This window comes from Rhizobium sp. CFBP 8752, from assembly GCF_014842035.1.
GTDB lineage: Bacteria > Pseudomonadota > Alphaproteobacteria > Rhizobiales > Rhizobiaceae > Neorhizobium > Neorhizobium soli.
The window spans coordinates 546203-565210 of the sequence record NZ_JACYUZ010000001.1 but is presented as its reverse complement, the minus strand read 5'-3'; the positions used below and the strand labels follow the sequence as shown (position 1 = coordinate 565210).

The window sequence follows — 19008 nt, the reverse complement described above, 5'->3', positions numbered from 1 at the left end:
ATGATCAAAACCGTATCGACCACGCCCTATCAGGATCAGAAGCCTGGAACCTCCGGCCTGCGCAAGAAGGTACCCGTCTTCGCCCAGGAAAACTACGCCGAAAACTTCATCCAGGCGATCTTCGACAGTCTCGAGGGATTTGCCGGCAAGACGCTGGTGATCGGCGGCGACGGCCGCTATTACAACCGCGAAGTCATCCAGAAGGCGATCAAGATGGCCGCGGCTTCCGGCTTCGGCAAGGTCATGGTCGGCCAGGGCGGTATCCTGTCGACGCCGGCCGCTTCCAACATCATTCGCAAATACCACGCCTTCGGCGGCCTGATCCTGTCGGCCAGCCACAATCCCGGCGGCCCGAACGAAGATTTCGGCATCAAGTACAACACCGGCAACGGCGGCCCGGCGCCTGAAAAGATCACCGACGCGATCTATGCCCGCACCAAGGTGATCGACACCTACAAGATCGCTGATGCGGCCGATATCGACCTCGATGACGTCGGAACATTCAAGATCTCCGGAATGGAAGTCCAGGTCATCGATCCGGTCGCTGATTATGCCGAACTGATGGAGCAGCTGTTCGATTTCGTGGCAATCCGCGCCCTGCTTGCGAGCGGCGTCCGCATTGCGATCGATTCGATGGGCGCCGTCACAGGCCCCTATGCCGTGGAAATCTTCGAGAACCGGCTTGGCGCGCCCGAGGGCTCGGTACGCAACGCGATCCCGCTTCCCGACTTCGGCGGTCATCATCCGGACCCGAACCTTGTCCATGCCAAGGAACTCTATGACGACGTGATGAGCAAGAGCGGCCCGCATTTCGGTGCCGCCTCCGATGGCGACGGCGACCGCAACATGGTCGTCGGCAAGGGCATGTTCGTGACACCGTCGGACAGCCTGGCGATCATCGCAGCAAACGCGACGCTCGCACCGGGCTACGCCAAGGGTATTGCAGGCATTGCCCGTTCGATGCCGACAAGTGCGGCAGCCGACCGCGTGGCCGAAAAGCTGAAGATCGGCATGTACGAAACGCCGACCGGCTGGAAGTTCTTCGGCAATCTGCTCGATGCCGGCAAGGCCACCGTCTGCGGCGAGGAAAGCTTCGGCACCGGTTCCGACCACGTGCGCGAAAAGGACGGCCTCTGGGCGGTTCTGTTCTGGCTGAATATCATGGCAGCCAGAAACGAGAGCGTCGCTGAAATCGTCAAGTCGCATTGGGCCGAATACGGCCGCAACTACTATTCCCGCCACGACTACGAGGAAGTGGATTCGGATGCAGCGAACGCTCTCGTGGCGGCCCTGCGCGAAAAGCTCCCGACGCTCCCCGGCCAGACCTTCGGCGCACTCAAGGTCGAATTTGCTGACGATTTCGCCTATCTCGACCCGATCGACGGCTCCGTTTCGAAGAACCAGGGCATCCGCATCCTGTTCGAAGGTGGCTCCCGCGTCGTGTTCCGCCTGTCGGGCACCGGCACGTCGGGTGCGACGATCCGCGTCTATGTCGAGCGCTACGAACCCGATGCCAGCCGCCACGACATCGAGACCCAGACGGCGCTCGCCGACCTGATCGCAGTGGCAGACGAGATTTCGGATCTCAAGAAGCGGTCCGGCCGGGATGCCCCGACGGTGATCACCTGATCGAGGCTGCCGGGTGACATTGCCCCTCATCCGGCGACAGCAACCTTCTCCCCGCAATCGGGGAGAAGGATTTGCCGCAGCGACACGGGACCCTACTTCCATAGGACACGTCTCTTCTTCCCACGAAGCCCAGAGAAGGAAGGCTGATTGTCAGCCGCGAACGCACGGTCGCTGGCGAAATGGATGAGCGATAAGGAACCCGATATGTCTCACGCACACGCTCAAAGACGCGGCGCTGTTCTCCTGGATAAGATGGCCGAATTCTCCGTCTGGTCGCAGCATGCGGAAAAGATCGAACTCTGCCTGTTCGATGCCGATGGCGAGACCGAAACCGCCCGCCACCCGATGACGCGCGGCGACGACAACCTCCACCGCATCGACCTCCCCTCGATCCGGCCCGGCCAGCGCTACGGTTTTCGTGCCCATGGCATCTACGATCCGGATAAAGGCCTCTGGTTCGACCCGTCGAAACTGCTTGTCGACCCCTACGCCAAAGAACTCGACCGCCCCTTCGTCTACGATCCGAACCTCTCGCAGTTCAACTTCGACACGGCCGGCCTGGTGCCCAAGGCAATCGTCACGGAGCACGTCGCAGCCAAGATCGAGGCGCCGCGGTTTACCCCCGGCGGACTGATCTACGAAGTCGCCGTAAAACCCTTCACCATTCTCCACCCCGACGTGCCGGAAGATATCCGCGGCACGGTCGCAGCGCTTGCGCATCCAGCGATCATCGCCCATCTCAAAAGGATCAGCGTCGACGCGATCGAGCTGATGCCAATCACCGCCTGGATCGACGAACGGCACCTCCCGTCGCTCGGTCTCACCAATGGCTGGGGCTACAATCCCATCGCCTTCATGGCGCTCGACCCGCGCCTTTGCCCGGGCGGGGTTGAGGAACTGCGCGACACCGTCGCCACCCTGCACGAGGCCGGCATCGGCGTCATCCTTGATCTCGTGTTCAACCATTCGGGCGAAAGCGATCGCTACGGTGCCACGCTGTCGATGCGCGGGATCGACAACCTCGCCTACTATCGCCACGCGAAAGACGAGCCGGGCCTTCTCATCAACGACACCGGTACCGGCAACACGCTCGCCTGCGACCATCCCGAAGTCCGGCGCCTGATCGTCGATACGTTGCGCCATTTCGTGATCCACGCTGGCGTCGACGGCTTCCGCTTCGATCTGGCGCCGATCCTCGGTCGCACCTCGAACGGTTTCGACGCCGATAGCGAAACGCTGACCGCGATGCTCGAAGACGAGGTCCTGAAAGACCGCGTCATGATCGCCGAACCCTGGGATATCGGCCCCGGCGGCTATCAGCTCGGCAATTTTCCGGAAAAATTCCTCGAGTGGAACGACCGCGCCCGCGACGACATCCGCCGTTACTGGCGCGGCGACGAGTGGACGACAGGCGCGCTCGCCACCCGGCTTGCCGGCTCGTCTGACCTTTTCTCCGGACACACGCGCACGGTCAATTTCCTCGCCGCCCATGACGGCTTCACGCTGATGGATCTCGTGTCCAACGAGCACAAGCACAATGAGGCGAACGGCGAAGACAACCGCGACGGTCACGGCGACAACATGTCCTGGAACAACGGCGCCGAGGGCGTGACAAGGGACCGCGATATCCTCGCCGACCGTCGAAGGGACGCCGAAGCCCTGCTCTCGACGCTGTTTGCCAGCCGAGGCACGATCATGCTGACGATGGGCGACGAGGCCGGTCGCTCCCAGCGCGGCAACAACAACGCCTACGCGCAGGATAACGAGATCACCTGGATGGACTGGGCCACGCTCGACAAGGCGCTGGTCGAGCACACGGCAATGCTTTCAGCCCTCCGCAAACGGTTCTCCGTATTCTCCGAAACCAGCCTGCTCACGGGCGATGGCGATATCGAATGGATCTCGCCACGCGGCCAGCCGATGCAGGTGTCCGACTGGGAAAACCCCGCCAATCCGGTCCTCGGTTTCATGCTGAAAACCGACGATGCAACGACCGGAAAAGCCACGCGGCTCGCCATCATCATCAACCGCGGCCACACCCCGCAAACCTTCGCCCTTCCCGGCCTGAACTGGCGTTGTTATCCTGATAACCAGCCGTGGGATACGGCACTTGCCCCCCGGTCGGTCCGCTTTTGCATCGAAAATTGATGCACTGCAAAAACCTGTCGCCAAGTCCTTCAAAGCCTGTAAGAGTCCGCATCACAACCAACGGAAAGAGCAGCGCATGCGTGAAATTTCCCTCGCCGATGTTGCAGGACTGGTCGGTCAGGAACTGGGTGTTTCCGACTGGATTACCGTCAACCAGACAATGATCGACCAGTTCGCCGATGCGACCCTCGATCACCAGTTTATCCACGTGGATCCAGAGCGTGCCAAGGCCGAAAGCCCATTCGGCGGCACCATCGCCCACGGCTTTCTGTCGCTGTCGCTGCTGTCGGCCATGAACTACGAAACCATGCCGAAAATCCGCGAACAGACGATGGGGATCAACTACGGGTTCGACAAGGTCCGCTTCATGTCGCCCGTCAAGAGCGGCGCGCGGGTCCGCGGCCACTTCACGCTGGCCGACAGCCGCTTCCGCGGCGCCGGCATGCTGATGACCACATACGAGGTTTCGATCGAGATCGAGAACGAGAAAAAGCCGGCACTGACCGCCACATGGATCACCATCGTCCAGTTCGACCCGAAGGATCGGCCGGAAGACGCCTGAGTTACCTCCCGTTCATCTCCTGTCGCGTCATCGCAATTCCAGCATCAGCAACCCGATGAGCGGCGGCAAGGCGGCACCGATCAGAAGGGGCGCCGTCCGGGATGCCGTCAGCCCCAGCGCAGAACCGGAAATCCCGGCCGCGATCAACCCGGCGATCGGCATCGACAGACTGCGGTCGATCCCCGGCACGAGCGAAGCCAGTAGCGCCGCAATGACCGCTACTCCGCCGACCAGAATGCCCTTCCACAGTTCGACACCGGACAACTTCGCCGCTACCGCGCCCCCGGCGATGGCGGCAGCGATCCCGAGCAAGACCCACTGAATATCCGGCCAACCAGCGTCCACCATAAAAAACCCTCCCATTCTGCAATGGGAGGGTGCGGTATTGTCGAACCCAATTCAAGTCAGGCGATGGTCGAAGAGCTAAAGCGCAGCGTCTTTCGCGCCTTCCGAGAGAAGGCCGAAGGCGTAGTCGGAAAACGACCGCCAGACTTCCATTCGGAACGCCTCCTCGCCCGTGCGCAGAAGCACCACTTCCACCTTGCCAAACAGCGTGCGCGAGCAGGCACCGACCGGAAAGACTGAAAGCGACAGATCCTGCGGGCAACCCGTGTTGATCGCGGCCTCCGCACCCGGACCCGAAATCAGGATCGCGGTGTTGCGGTGAGACACGTCGGTCGCCGAATGCAGCACGCCGGAATTTGCGGCAGCGGTCATCAACCCGCTTTCGCTTTCGTCGATCACCAGCCACTCGTCCGGTCCGAGCCATAGCGCGGTGCGGCCATTGGCGGATGCGGACGTCTTCGGCCTGACCGGCAGATCGACGCCGAGCGAGCCTGAAAGTGCGGATACATCCTCCGCCTTCGCCCGCAGCGAAATGCGGCCGGCCGGAGCTGCCGGTTCGAGCCGGACGACGGAGGAACCGCCGTGGACGCCGGTCATCGGGAGTACGCGCTGAGCCATTGCAATATCAGCCATTGATGCGGCCTCCTTCCTTGTCGAAGAACACCATGTCGGTCACTTCCACCGAAATCGTCCTGTCGGCCATCGGCACGTAGAGCGTGCTGCCCATCTTTGCGCGTCCGCCGGCAACCAGCGCGATCGCGATCGATCGGCCGAGAGTTTCCGACCAGTAGGACGAGGTCACATGGCCGAGCATGGTCATCGGCTTCGGCTGGTTCGGATCGGCAACGATCTGCGCGCCCTCTTCCAGCACATCCTTCGGATCCTTGGTGAACAGGCCGACCAGCTGCTTGCGTCCCTCGCGCACAAGGTCCGGACGCTTCAGCCCTCTGATGCCGACGAAATCGGTCTTCTTCTTCGAGACAGCCCAGCCATAACCGGAATCGTCAGGGGTGACCGTGCCGTCCGTATCCTGGCCGACGATGATATAGCCCTTTTCGGCGCGGAGAACGTGCATGGTTTCCGTGCCGTAGAGGCAGGCCCCCATCGATTGCGCGCGTTCCCAGATCGCCTTCCAAACCGCCGCCCCGAAATCGGCGGGCACATTGACTTCGAACCCGAGCTCGCCGGTAAACGACATGCGGAACAACCGCCCCGGAACGCCCATGATCGTGCACTCGGCAACGCTCATATGCGGGAAGGCTTCGTTGGAAATGTCGAGCCCGTCGATGAAGGGCGCAATGATCTCGCGCGCCTTCGGACCCTGTACCGCGATGACAGCCCATTGTTCGGTGGTCGATGTCAGCCATACGTTGAGATGCGGGAATTCCGTCTGCAGATAGTCTTCCATATGCTGCAGCACCCGCGGCGCACCGCCGGTCGTGGTCGTCACATGGAAACGGTCTTCTGCCAGGCGCCCGACGACACCGTCGTCATAGATGAACCCGTCTTCCCGCGTCATGATCCCATAACGGCTCTTGCCGGGTTTCAGCGTATCCCAGGCATTGGTGTAGAGCAGGTTGAGGAATTTCGCGGCATCCGGACCGACCACTTCGATCTTGCCGAGCGTCGAGGCATCGAACACGCCGCCGACCTCACGCACGGTTCTGCACTCGCGGTTGACGGCCGCGTGCATGTCTTCGCCGCGCTTTGGGAAATACCAGGCGCGCTTCCAGTTGCCGACATCCTCGAACTCGGCGCCTTCTGCCGCTTCCAGCGCATGCATCGGCGTCTTGCGGGCGGGATCGAACAGGTCGCCGCGCGAATGGGCGATCAGCGTGCCGTAGGTGACAGGCGTATAGGGCGCGCGGAACGTGGTGAGACCCACTTGCGGGATCGGCCGGTCGAGCATTTCCGACGCGATGGCGAGGCCATGCATGTTGGAAAGCTTGCCCTGATCGGACGCCATGCCATTGGTGGTAAAGCGCTTGATATGCTCGATCGAATGCATGCCCTCGCGCACCGCAAGACGGATGTCCTTGGCGGTCACGTCATGCTGGAAATCGACGAACGCCTTGACCGCATCCTCCGGTCCCGCCCCTTCGGCCGCCCCGATCATGCCGCCGGTCCATTCGAACCGGTTTTCGCCCGAGACCACAGCTGCACCGCCGCCTGCAGCAATCGCCTCGTCGATCAGATCGGCCAGATCGTCGGTTCCGTTGCAGGCCCCGACCGAGATGCTGTTCTGGGCGTAGATATCCGGCAGGAACCGCTGGTTTGCCTCGTCGAAGCGCAGTTTCCCGCGAGACTGCGAGAACAGATGCACTGACGGAGTCCAGCCTGCCGAGATGAGCAGCGCGTCGACTTTGATCTTGCGCGCATTGGCGCCGCCATTGCGGGTGACGGTGATGGAGTTGATCCGCAGCCGGCCGGACGTGTCGGTCACGGCATGGCCTGTCAGCACGTCGATCCCGAGCGCGCGGGCCTCCGCCAGCACCGCATCGCCCGGATGGCTGCGGCTGTCGATGATGGCAGCGATCGACACACCCGCCCGCTTCAGGTCGAACGCCGCCTCATAGGCGCTGTCATGGGCGGTATAGACGCCGACATTGCGGCCGACGGCAACGCCGTGATGGTTGAGGAAACTGCGCGCGGCAGACGCCAGCATGATGCCCGGTCGGTCATTGTTGGCAAACACCATATGCCGTTCGATCGAGCCGGTCGCCAGCACGACCTTTTTCGCACGCACCTGCCAGAGACGCTCGCGCGGCAGATCTCGGCCCGGAAGCGCCACATGGTCGGTCACCCGTTCCACAAGGCCGATGAAACCGTGATTGTAATAGCCGAACACGGTGGTGCGCGCCAGCACCGTGACATTCGGCATCGCCTTCAGCTTTGCAGCCGTGGCCTGTGCCCAGTCGAAACCGTTCTGTCCATCGATCACCGTGGAACTGTCGAAATGCAGAGCACCGCCGACTTCAGGCTGTTCGTCAACGAGAATGACCTTCTTTCCGGTCGCAGCCGCCGAAAGTGCCGCCGTCAGGCCGGCAATACCGGCGCCAGCGATCAGGATGTCGCAATGCACGTAGCGGCTGGCGTAATGATCGGGATCCGCTTCCTTCGGCGCTTCGCCCAGACCCGCAGCGCGACGGATGATCGGCTCATAGAGTTTGTGCCAGGCTTCCCGCGGCCACATGAAGGTCTTGTAGTAGAAACCTGCGGCAAAGAACGGCGACAGCATGTCGTTGAACGCGCCGATATCGTATTTAAGCGACGGCCAGCGGTTCTGCGAGGCGATCTTTGCGCCATCGAACACTTCCTGCACCGTGGCGCGCACGTTCGGCTGACGGCGAGCAGCATCGCGCGACACGTCGAGCAGCGCATTCGGCTCTTCCGGACCTGATGTCAGGATGCCGCGCGGGCGGTGGTATTTGAACGAGCGGCCGAGCAGATGCACGCCATGCGCCAGAAGCGCTGACGCGACCGTATCGCCCTCCAGCGCCGTGTAACTTTTGCCGTCGAAGGTGAAGCGCGCGGTGCGGGCCGGCGTATGACGGCCGGCGCCCTTGATGCGGAATTCGCCCGAGTTGGAGGAAGAACTCATCTTGCGTCTCCTTCCGTAGCTTCCCAGGTTTCGACGGTCTTTTCCTCGGCAATCGCCGCCGCCTTGCTTGCGACCGGGATCGGCTGTTTCGGCAGACCTGCCTTGTAGGTCATCAGGAACCTGTCGCTCACCGTATCGCGGGCCGCGTTGAAGAAGCGGCCGCAGCCGTGAATATGCCGCCACCGTTCATAGGTGAGACCCTTCTCGTTGTTGCGCAGGAAGAAGAACTCCGCGAACTCCTCGTCGGAAATTGCCGCGATATTCTCCGGCCGGGCGATATGCGCCTCGCCGGCCCAGCGGAACTCCAGTTCCGAGCGATCTTCTTCGCAATAGGGGCAGTGGATCAAAAGCATCTGGTCTATCCCCTCACTATCAGTGCGCGACGGCAGCGGCTGCCGCCTCGTCGATCAGCCGGCCCGTGCGGAACCGGTCGAGATTGAGACCCGACGCCAGTTTATGCGGTTCGCCCTTGGCGATCAGATGCGCAAACAGGTTGGCCGAGCCGGGCGTCGCCTTAAAGCCGCCGGTACCCCAGCCGCAGTTGACGAAAAGTCCAGGAACCGGCGTGACACCCTGGATCGGCGACCTGTCCGGCGTGTTGTCGGTAATGCCGCCCCACTGCCGCATCATCTTGACCCTGCGGAAGATCGGAAACAGTTCGCAGATCGCATCGAGCGTATGGGTGATGATCTGCAGGCCGCCGGTCTGCGAGTATGAATTATACTGGTCGGTACCGGCGCCGATCACCAGCTCGCCCTTGTCGGACTGCGAGATATAGGCATGCACCGTGTTCGACATGACGACGCAAGGGAAGATGGGTTTCAGCGGTTCCGACACCAGCGCCTGCAGCGGGTTGGAATGCAGGGGCACGCGAACGCCCGCCATTTCCATCACGACCGACGAATGGCCGGCAGCCGATACGCCGACCTTGTTGGCACCGATAAAGCCCTTGGAAGTCTCGACGCCCTGAACTTCGCCACCCGGTCCGCGGCGGATGCCGGTGACTTCGCAGTTCTGAATGATATGGACGCCGCGATCGGCCGCCGCGCGCGCATAGCCCCAGGCAACGGCATCGTGGCGGGCTGTGCCGCCGCGCCGCTGCAGGGCGGCGCCATTGATGGCGTAGCGTGCCGTCTTCGAAATATCGAGAACCGGAACGAAGGCCTTGGCCTGTTCCGGCGTCAGCCATTCGTTGTCGATACCGTAGAGCCTGTTGGCATTGATATGGCGCTTGAACGACTGCTGGTCATGAATGTTGTGCGACAGCATCATCACGCCGCGCGGCGAATACATGACGTTGTAGTTGAGCTCCTGGCTCAGGCCTTCCCACAGCTTGAGGGAATGCTCGTAGATATCCATGCTCTCTTCATAGAGATAGTTGGAGCGGATGATGGTCGTGTTGCGGCCGGTGTTGCCGCCGCCGAGCCAGCCCTTCTCGATCACCGCGACATTGGTGATGCCGTGTTCCTTGGCGAGATAATAGGCGGCACCGAGACCATGACCGCCGGCACCGACGATGATCACGTCGTAAGAGCTGCGCGGCTCGGGAGAGGTCCACTGCGCCTCCCATCCCTTGTGGGCACGCATTGCCTCGCGGGCTATGGCGAAAACCGAATATTTGCGCATGAGGCCGCGTCTCCTTGATCCGCCGGGTAAGGCTCTTGGGTAGAACCATACCCATCGCAAATCAATATGCGCCGCAATGGCCGTTTTGCGACGCCTCAGAGGATTGTTTCGACACGCGCGGAAAACAGGCCCGGGAACCTCGGACGAAAGGCCCGGCCGACGTTCATGTGACGACGGCGCCAGGCGAAGATGGGGTCGTGACGTTAGAGCGACCGGCCGTTAACGCGGCCACAGGCTTCCTGTGAAATTTGGACAGACACAAACCGGGGAAAGTTTCCCCGGTTTGTCATCGAGAGGCAAAATCAGGCCCGGAGCAGCACCTTGCCGGTGCGGCCGTGCTCGCCGGCTGCCTTGGCCGCCTTGGCGATGTCATCGAGACCAAAGACCTCGGAGACGGTGAGGGTCACGGTGCCGTTGGCGACGGCTTCGACGATCTCGCTGATATGGCTCTTCATCTTTTCCGCAGGAAGCTTGGGCGCGATCTTGGCGAGCCAGAAACCCTTGACCACAGCCTGCTTGAAAATCATGTCGCTGGCAGAAAGCTGCATCGGCGTTCCCGACATCAATCCGAACGAGATCAGCAGTCCGTTTTCGCCAAGCACCGACAGCAGGTCTCCGGAGGCCGGGCCGCCGACGCCATCAACCCCCGCCTTGATCGAGGATCCGCCCGAGAGCGCATTGACCGTCTCGCGCCATCCGGTCTGCGACGTCGAGACGACATTCTGGATGCCGAGATCCGCCAGTTCGCGCACCGCCTCGTCACGTCGGACGAGGTTGATGACATTGATCTGACGCGGCTTGGCAAACATCGCGAGCGTCTTGCCGACCGCACCATTGGCCGCGTTCTGGATGATCCAGTCACCTTTTTCGACACCCGCAAAATCGAGCAGTGTCAGGGCGCTGAGCGGCATCGAGATCAGCTGCGCGCCAGCCTCATCGGAAATCGAATCGGGCAGCGGCACGGCCGCCATGGCCGACGCGATATAATACTCCGCCCAGGTGCCCTGCCCTGAGGCCGCCACACGCTGCCCGACCTTCAGGTGCGAGACGCCCTCGCCCAGCGCATCGACGATACCGGTTCCTTCGGTGCCGGCGACGGCGGGCAGGTCGGGCTTGTAGCCGTAATCGCCGGAAACCGTCAGAAGATCGTGATTGTGGATCGCCGCCATCGACATGCGGATCCGGATCTGGCCGGGGCCGGGCTGCGGAATTGGGCGATCCTCGATCGACAGGACGGAAGACGGATCGCCGAAACTGGAATGAATGGCACTACGCATGAGATTTCTCCGTTCGGTCCCGCGTGGCTCGGCAGGACAAGGCTTGGGCCGGTTGGGAACAGGTTCCCGCATGGGCGCAAATCGACTATGGCTTGGTGGCGGATATAGGACATCGCTAGGCTGATATAACCCCGCGCGGAGCAGCGGCTGTAAAATTCTTGAGAAGCCCGCAGCCGCGGGTAGACTTTTGACATCTCCTCTGTTAAGTGCCTTCACCAATCGCTTCGGCTATCCGCCGGGCTCCGACATTCTCTCGCCTCGAATCCTGCAGATTCCCTGGCGATAACAAACCAAAGGAACGGGATTTCACGTGCAGGTACTTGTCCGGGACAACAACGTTGATCAGGCTCTTCGCGCTCTCAAGAAGAAGATGCAGCGCGAAGGCATTTTCCGTGAAATGAAGATGCGTGATTACTACGAAAAGCCTTCGGAAAAGCGCGCCCGCGAAAAGGCTGAAGCCGTTCGCCGCGTCCGCAAGCTGGCCCGCAAGCGCATGCAGCGCGAAGGTCTTCTTCCGGCAACGCCGCGCCCGGCAACCGCCCGTCCGGCTGCTCGTTGATCGGTCGTTTTTTCGACGTTTTCATGTGATTATGAGCGGTGGCGACATGGGCGCCGCCGCTTTTTTGATTCGGAACAGTCGACATTCCGACACGTTCTGCCGATCCTGACAGCCCGATACGAGGACAAGCGCCTGATGGCCGCCAAGACTGCCGTTTTTTCCGATGGAACCCGAAACTCCGGCCATTCCTTGACCGTCGCCCCAATTCGCAAGGCCCTCGCTCCGATCGGTATCGTAGCAATGCTCGCGCTTGCTGGCTGCTCGACGACCACGTCGACGGACATGATCAGCGTCGATCGCGCCCAGGGGTCGGAACAGAACATCTCGTCCCTGTCCTCCGTCATCAGCTCCAACCCGTCTGATCCGGAAGGCTACAACATTCGCGGGTCGGCCTACGGCCGCGCCGGCGAATTCAAGCGGGCGCTGGACGATTTCAATCGCGCGCTCCAGATCAATCCGCAGTTCTACCAGGCCTATGCGAACCGGGCGCTCGTCTATCGCAACATGGGCAAGCCTGTCGAAGCCGCGAACGATTACAACCGCGCGCTCCAGATCAATGCCAATTACGACGTCGCCCTGATCGGCCGCGGCAATATCTATCGCCAGGCCGGCCGCCTCAACGAAGCCTTCAGTGACTTCAACAAGGCAATCGATCTCGATACGACCGACGGTCGCGCTTATCACAACCGCGGCCTGATCTATCAGGCCCGCAATCAGCACGCGCAGGCGATCGACGACTTCTCCAAGGCGATCTCGCTCTCCTCCAGCTCGGCCGAGCCTTATAACGGTCGCGGTATTTCCTATCTCGCCATGAACGACGACGAGAATGCGTTTGCCGACTTCAACCGTGCCATCGAGCTGAACGACAAGCTTGCCGAATCCTGGGCCAACCAGGCACTGGTGTATGAGCATCGCGGCGACCGTGCCCGCGCCAACCGTTCGTTCTCGCATGCCGTCCGCCTGGACCCGAACTACAAGCCGGCCCAGGACGGCGCGGCACGTACGCGCGGCGGCAATAGCTAAGCGGAGCCATGACGATGCAGCAGTCCGGTCGCCATGATATCATCGTCATCGGCGGCGGGATTGTCGGCGCCTCGATTGCCTGGCACCTCACGGTGTCAGGCGCCAAAGTTCATCTTCTTTCTGAGAAACCGGGCGGCATAGCGACGCCGAATTCCTTCGCCTGGATCAACGCCAGCTGGGGCAATCCGCGCGCCTATTTCGACCTGCGCATGCGCGCCATCGCCGAATGGAAACGCCTTGCGAAGGACGTCCCCACCCTACCCCTATCTTTCGCGGGCGGCCTATGCTGGGACATGTCGCAGGCTGACTTGACGACCTACGCCAGTCAGCATTCCGGCTGGGGCTACGATATCGCTGAGGTCGATGCCGTCAGGATTGCCGCCATCGAACCTGCCTTGAACGACGTGCCTAACACCGCGCTTTACGCCGCGATGGAGGGTGTAGCCGAGCCGCAGGCGAGCTCCGAGATCCTCATCGCAGACGCCCAAAGACGCGGCATGCTTCTCACCGAAGGCATCCGGGTCACTGCCCTCAGGCGCAATGGCGAAGGCCATGTTGCAACTGTGGTCACCGACAGCGGCGAATTCACAGCCCGTGAAATCGTGCTCGCCGCCGGCGCCGGCACCACGACCCTTACCGCTTCTGTCGGAATAGACGTTCCGGTCGAAACACCACCGGGTCTCCTCGTCCACTCGACGCCGGTCGCACCGATGCTCAACGGCCTCGTCATTGCGCCGGAACTGCATGTCCGGCAAACCGCCGACGGTCGGCTAGTCGCCGGAACCGATTTCGGCGGCATGGATCCGGGTACCGGTCCGGATGGCGCGGCGGAGGAGCTGTTCGGCAAACTGAAGCGGTTCGTCAAAGGCGGCGACAGCCTGGTCATGGACTTCTACACCGTCGGTTATCGCCCCACGCCAAAGGACGGCTTTCCGATCATCGGACGTGCCGAAGATCAGACCGGCCAAACCCTCCCCGGCCTCTATATTGCCGTCACCCATTCGGGCATCACTCTCGCTCCGGCGATCGGCCTGTTCGCCGCCACCGAAATCCTGGAAGGGGCGCAAGAACCTCTTCTCGCCCCCTACCGTCTGTCGCGCTTTAGCTGACAGCCCTCAGCGCCAGCCGAGCGCCGGCGCCACATGCTTCAGGATCGACTCGATGACATGGGCGTTGTAGTCGACGCCGAGCTGGTTCGGCACGGTCAGAAGCAGCGTATCGGCCTCGGCAATGCCCTCATCCTGGCGCAGCTCCTCGATCAGGGCTTCCGGTTCTGCCGCATAGGAACGACCAAAAATCGCCCGCGTGCTATCGTCGATATATCCGACCGAGTCCTGCTCCTTGCCGCCGCGGCCAAAATAGGCCCGGTCGCGATCGTCCGTCAGCGCGAAGATCGAGCGGCTGACCGATACCCGCGGTTCGCGCTGATGGCCGGCCGCTTTCCAGGCGTCGCGATAGGCGCGGATCTGCTTTGCCTGCTGGATGTGGAAAGGCTCGCCCGTCTCGTCGTTCTTCAGGGTCGAGCTCTGCAGATGCATGCCCTTCCCGGCCGCCCAGACTGCCGTTGCATCGGAGCTTGCGCCCCACCAGATGCGGTCTCGCAGCCCTTCCGAATGCGGCTCCAGACGCAGCATGCCCGGCGGGTTCGGAAACATCGGGCGCGGGTTGGGTTTGGCAAAACCCTCGCCCTTCAGCACGTCGAGAAAGACTTCGGCGTGGCGGCGGCCCATATCGGCATCCGTCATCCCCTCGCCCGGCTCGTAGCCAAAATAGCGCCAGCCTTCGATCACCTGTTCCGGCGAACCGCGGCTGATGCCGAGCTGCAGGCGTCCTTTCGAAATCAGATCCGCGGATCCCGCGTCCTCCGCCATGTAGAGGGGGTTTTCATAGCGCATATCGATGACGCCGGTGCCGATCTCGATCTTCGACGTGCGCGCACCGACGGCGGCCAGAAGCGGAAACGGCGAAGCCAGCTGGCGGGCGAAATGGTGAACGCGGAAATAGGCGCCGTCGGCACCGAGTTCTTCGGCAGCGACGGCAAGATCGATCGACTGCAACAGCACGTCGCCCGCAGAGCGCGTCTGCGATTGTGGCGACGGCGTCCAGTGGCCGAATGATAGGAAACCGATTTTCTTCATAATAGGGCTCCGGCAATATGCGCATGAGAAGAGGTGTTGCCCCCTACATGGCATGCCGGAGCAGCATCCGTTAGGGCCCTGCCGCGAATTGGGCGCAGACGGATTGTTCGCAGATTGCGAACGAGTGTTGTGAAGATGGAATGAAATAGCGTCTGGAGTACCTGTCGGCAGGGTCGCGCGGGTGCAACGTCACACCCGCGCTCCGACAGAAACAGATCCGGCTTAGCGCAGCAGGAAGACGCCAGCGATATTTAGGATGATGAAAACGATGAGGCCGCCGAGAAGTCCGGCGCCGCCGAAGAAGCCGGCCGCCATGGCGATCATCAGAACGACGGTAGACATCGTGCCCCATTTTGCAGCGGCCAGAAAACCCTCGTAGGTTTTCTCGTGCTCGCGATAATCCATGGGAGCACCGGTCTCCATAGGTCCGCTCTGGTGATTGTCCATCATCGATCTCCTTCAACGCCGCGCCCACGAGCCGATCACGGCGGGGTGGCGCGGTAGCCTCCTCCTCGCTCTTCGAATCCTTGGAAGATCACCGAAAAGCGCCTCTCGATCCAGATTACACACACCGCTTCAAAGCGCAATCGCGCCACGCCGCGGCTGGTGCTTTAACACCTACTCGGCGAACGCCATTTCCTGAGAGGTCGGCCTTCCCGCGATCCTCGCGGTCGGCAGAACGGTGAGTGGCGGACTGTCGAACTGCGCTTCGTTGCCGAACATCATCCGCCGTTCATAGGCCTCCGACCGGAACAACGGGAACCGCCGCATCAACTGCGGCCTTACCTCCTTGACGCGTGACGCAAGAAGCGTGAGCTCGAAGCCGTAGATGCCGGCCATCGTTGGCGGCACGACGATATCCGCCAGGAAGATGCGCTTGTAGAACGAGGCATGCGGCGGGCGGATATGCTGCAACACCCGGTCGGCATCGAAATGGATCGCAGCCATGATGCTGGGCCGCAGCGTGATATAGGGGATCGTCGGCAATTCGGCGACGACAGCCGGATCGACCGCAAACCGGGCCGGGTCGATCAGCGTCATCCCGGCATCGAGGAAAGCGTGGACCGCGTCGGGAAACACGCCTGTCGACTGGCACACACGATGGTCCGGCGTCACGTAATGGACGCGGATCGTCGCGATGAGTTCTTCGTAATGATGAATGCCGAAGACATAGGCGTTGCGGTCGAAATCGATCTCATCGAGCATGTCCACCGCACCGACGGGGAGAACATCCTGCGCCTTGTAGGCTTTGTATCTTAATCTGGCGATATCTTCGAAATCTTCGGCGCTCTGAATGCGGCGGTATTCGATGTGGTCGAGGGATGCGAGGAGCTTTTCGGAAAATGGTGCTTCAGGAACAGATTGCTTTATCGGCATGTGAATTATCCATGGGACGTTAACCCAGGATTAACCGTGAACTGAGCCTTGATCGCAATCGCCGAAATTATGTTTAACAAATTTTAAACAGAAATAGTTAACCACCAGCGGTAACCTTATGCCGCGAGTGCAAAAAATAGCCCGTGAAGATATGGGGAAACGCGTCTAGCCAGCCGCGCTCAGTGACCGCGGCGCGTCGTTCTTGCGGCCCGATACGGCACGACTACCCGCCTTGCTGAGAGCAACGCCGTTAACGCGCAGACTCTCCAACGCATCGACCGGTACCGGCGGCGAGAAGATGTAGCCCTGAACCAGGTCCGCAAAATTGTGCTTGCGCACGAGATCCAGCTGTTCCTGGGTTTCGACGCCTTCGAGAACGATGCGGAGATCGAGCTCGCGTGAAAGATGCACGATGCCGCTCAAAAGCTTCATGCGGCGCGGATCGGTACCGATGTCGCGCACGAAGGCGCGGTCGATCTTGACGATATCGATCGGCAGGGAATCCAGATAGCTGAGGCTCGAGAACCCGGTGCCGAAATCGTCGATTGCGATCGTCACGCCGTTGGCGCGCAACCGGCTGAGCGTCGCACTCACGGCGACAGGCTCCTCCATGAAGCAGCTTTCGGTTACTTCCAGATGCAGCCGTGCCGCAGGCAGACTGTAGCGCGCCAAAGTCTCGGCCACCATTGCCGTGATCGCACCGCCACGAAGATCCTTGACCGAGAGATTGACGGAGACCGCCATGCCGCCCGACCATTCGGCGCAGTCGGCGCATGCCTTGTCCAGCACGAACCGGGTGACGTCCGAAATCAGGCCCATGCTTTCGGCAAGCGGGATGAAGATGTTGGGGCCGATCCAGCCGCGCTCGGGATGCGACCATCTCACCAGTGCCTCGCAGCATTCCATCTCGGACCCGTCCGGCCGGTACATCGGCTGGTAGACGACGGACAGATGGCCGTTTTCGATGGCATGGCGCAGATCGGTCCGCAGACGCTGCTCGGCCACATACCGACCATCCATTTCCGGCCTGAAGGTTCTAACCGTGCCGTTGCCGGTCGACTTTGCCTCGTTGAGGGCAAGGTCCGCCTTGATCTGCCAGGATTCCATGTCGAAATCTTCAGCGGGCAGAATGACGCAACCGCTGTTGAGCGATACCGAAAGACTAAGCCCGTCGACCCGGTAATCCCCCTCGAATGTCCGATGAATCTCGCGGATACGCGCCTCGATCGCGCAAGAACCGTCTTTGCCGGTCACCAGCAGAACGAACTCGTCACCGACCAGCCGGCCGATCAGAACCTCGTCGCTCGCAAACGCCGCTGCCCGTTCGGCAATTGCTGCAAGGAGCTTGTCGCCCACCACGTGGCCGCGCATGTCGTTGACATGCTTGAACCCGTCGACATCAAGAATAGCAAGCCCGGCCCACATCTCCGGACCTGCATTTGCCAGCCGACGTTTGACCTGTTCGGTGAAATGTCCCCGTGTCGGCAGGCCGGTCAGCGTGTCGAAACGAACAAGGTGAAGGATTTTCTCTTCGGCAGCGACCCTTGCGCTGACATCCTCGAAGATCATCACGAGACCGCCCTCGGAACGGCGGCTGAGCGAGAATTCCAGATAGGTGTCGTCACTGAGACGCAGCAGCGTCTTGCCCGCCTGCCCTTCCAGTAGGCCGCCGATCTGCGTCAGGATCTCGTCCGGAAACGCGTTTTCGCGGTCGCGCAGGGCGGCAATGAAACTCGCGCCCATCAGGTCTTCGGCATCGCCCAGTCCCAGCAATTCGTGCGCGCGCCGGTTGACGACCTGCACCCGGCCATCGGCGTCCAGCATGATCAGCGCATGCGTCATGGTGCTGAGCGCACTGTCGAGCTGGTCGGCAACCGTCTTCATCTCGCGCGAAACGATGACGTTCTTGTAGAGAAATTCCCGCACCCCCGTCGCCATCGACTGGGTGGTCAACCCGAACGGCACGAGAAAGAGCGCCATCAGCGCAAGATTGATTTCGCCGGTCAGCACGCAGGCAATGATCAGCGGCAAGCAGCAGCCGGTCGTCTGCAGCGCAACCGCGCGAGCAGACCCGTAGTTGCGGCCGACGATCGACACCATCGACGCCATGGTGACCGCGATGCACATGAAGGCGGCCATCATGTCCCGCAGGACAAGAACCGCATAGGCGCTGCTGATACCGAGAAGGAAAGCAGTCGCCGCGGCGCCGTAGACGTAGCGTGTTTCCCAGCTTTCGATCTCGTCGCGGGAAAGAACCGCACGGTCGAGACTGTCGAAGCGGCGGAACGAGATGACCCGGAACGTGAAGACGGCCAAGAACACCGCAATCAGCATGATATAGAAGGTAGAGCCCGTCGTCGCAAAAATCACTGCGCACGACAGGATATGGACCACCATTCCAGTCCACAGCGTTCCACGATTTCTAAACAGCGATTCGACGAACGACAGATACACTTCTGTCGGCAGCGTTTGCGCTTCCGCATTCTTCATAGGGGCACATTCCCTTGCCATCAGACCGACAATGGAGAAAACGTTTTAAAAATTGATTGTTGTCGGAGTGCGACCCCTTGGATTGTGGGGGTTCGTCGAAAAGCGATCAATGAACGGTAACAGGGATTGCTAAAACTCTCCAAACTCAATTATGCGCTCTCGCGACCACCTTCGCAATAATATTTCGCGCAATGCCTGGAAACGGCATTTATGCGACCTATGGGGGTCTTTTC

Annotated in this window: 16 protein-coding genes; 6 read left to right on the top strand and 10 right to left on the bottom strand. The window is 61.3% G+C overall.

The genetic code is table 11. The annotated features are described in order from the left end of the window. From IFT59_RS02625 to IFT59_RS02615, 3 genes are all read left to right on the top strand, one after another. Entirely contained in the window at positions 1–1629 is a 1629-nt protein-coding gene (locus tag IFT59_RS02625; RefSeq protein ID WP_192077642.1) for an alpha-D-glucose phosphate-specific phosphoglucomutase, read from the top strand. Positions 1630–1833: 204 nt separating this feature from the next. Continuing rightward, positions 1834–3777, top strand: coding sequence for a glycogen debranching protein GlgX (gene glgX, locus IFT59_RS02620; protein WP_192086022.1), 1944 nt, complete (start codon positions 1834–1836; stop codon positions 3775–3777). A gap of 76 nt (positions 3778–3853) precedes the next feature. Next, entirely contained in the window at positions 3854–4339 is a 486-nt protein-coding gene (locus IFT59_RS02615; RefSeq protein ID WP_062461045.1) for a MaoC family dehydratase, read from the top strand. 27 nt (positions 4340–4366) lie between these two features. Here the strand turns inward: IFT59_RS02615 and IFT59_RS02610 are convergent, their stop codons facing one another. From IFT59_RS02610 to IFT59_RS02585, 6 genes are all read right to left on the bottom strand, one after another. Beyond that, positions 4367–4687 carry a hypothetical protein gene (locus IFT59_RS02610; protein WP_192086021.1) on the bottom strand — a complete coding sequence of 107 codons (321 nt, stop codon included), beginning with the start codon at positions 4685–4687 and terminating at the stop codon, positions 4367–4369. A 75-nt stretch (positions 4688–4762) separates the two neighbouring features. Further along, complete coding sequence (locus IFT59_RS02605) at positions 4763–5317, bottom strand: sarcosine oxidase subunit gamma (RefSeq protein WP_192086020.1); 555 nt, start codon at positions 5315–5317, stop codon at positions 4763–4765. Then, complete coding sequence (locus IFT59_RS02600; RefSeq protein WP_192086019.1) at positions 5310–8285, bottom strand: sarcosine oxidase subunit alpha; 2976 nt, start codon at positions 8283–8285, stop codon at positions 5310–5312. The genes IFT59_RS02605 and IFT59_RS02600 overlap by 8 nt, the downstream gene beginning before the upstream one ends. Next, the gene (locus IFT59_RS02595; protein WP_062461058.1) at positions 8282–8638 is read right to left on the bottom strand and encodes a sarcosine oxidase subunit delta; all 357 of its coding nucleotides are present in this window, start codon (positions 8636–8638) and stop codon (positions 8282–8284) included. Before IFT59_RS02595 ends, IFT59_RS02600 begins: the two co-directional genes overlap by 4 nt. 19 nt (positions 8639–8657) lie before the next feature. Then, positions 8658–9911 carry a sarcosine oxidase subunit beta family protein gene (locus IFT59_RS02590; protein WP_062461061.1) on the bottom strand — a complete coding sequence of 418 codons (1254 nt, stop codon included), beginning with the start codon at positions 9909–9911 and terminating at the stop codon, positions 8658–8660. 302 nt (positions 9912–10213) lie between these two features. Continuing rightward, complete coding sequence (locus IFT59_RS02585; protein WP_192086018.1) at positions 10214–11188, bottom strand: zinc-binding dehydrogenase; 975 nt, start codon at positions 11186–11188, stop codon at positions 10214–10216. 310 nt (positions 11189–11498) lie between these two features. Between IFT59_RS02585 and rpsU the strand changes: the two genes are divergently transcribed. The 3 genes from rpsU (at position 11499) to IFT59_RS02570 (ending at position 13879) form a co-directional block, all read left to right on the top strand. Beyond that, positions 11499–11747, top strand: coding sequence for a 30S ribosomal protein S21 (rpsU, locus tag IFT59_RS02580; RefSeq protein WP_062461068.1), 249 nt, complete (start codon positions 11499–11501; stop codon positions 11745–11747). Between the two features lie 240 nt (positions 11748–11987). Continuing rightward, positions 11988–12770 (top strand): tetratricopeptide repeat protein, encoded by a 783-nt coding sequence (locus IFT59_RS02575; RefSeq protein WP_446737823.1) that lies wholly within the window; start codon positions 11988–11990, stop codon positions 12768–12770. A 14-nt stretch (positions 12771–12784) separates the two neighbouring features. After that, entirely contained in the window at positions 12785–13879 is a 1095-nt protein-coding gene (locus IFT59_RS02570; protein WP_192086017.1) for an NAD(P)/FAD-dependent oxidoreductase, read from the top strand. Positions 13880–13885: 6 nt separating this feature from the next. On the opposite strand, the gene IFT59_RS02565 is transcribed toward IFT59_RS02570, so the two are convergent. The 4 genes from IFT59_RS02565 to IFT59_RS02550 form a co-directional block, all read right to left on the bottom strand. Then, positions 13886–14908, bottom strand: coding sequence for an LLM class flavin-dependent oxidoreductase (locus IFT59_RS02565; protein ID WP_062461071.1), 1023 nt, complete (start codon positions 14906–14908; stop codon positions 13886–13888). A gap of 222 nt (positions 14909–15130) precedes the next feature. Continuing rightward, positions 15131–15355 carry an aa3-type cytochrome c oxidase subunit IV gene (locus IFT59_RS02560; protein WP_062582159.1) on the bottom strand — a complete coding sequence of 75 codons (225 nt, stop codon included), beginning with the start codon at positions 15353–15355 and terminating at the stop codon, positions 15131–15133. Positions 15356–15526: 171 nt separating this feature from the next. After that, on the bottom strand, positions 15527–16285 hold the full coding sequence (locus IFT59_RS02555; RefSeq protein ID WP_180215465.1) for an N-acyl amino acid synthase FeeM domain-containing protein: 759 nt from the start codon (positions 16283–16285) through the stop codon (positions 15527–15529). A 165-nt stretch (positions 16286–16450) separates the two neighbouring features. Then, on the bottom strand, positions 16451–18775 hold the full coding sequence (locus tag IFT59_RS02550; RefSeq protein WP_249407464.1) for a putative bifunctional diguanylate cyclase/phosphodiesterase: 2325 nt from the start codon (positions 18773–18775) through the stop codon (positions 16451–16453). Positions 18776–19008 lie beyond the last annotated feature (233 nt).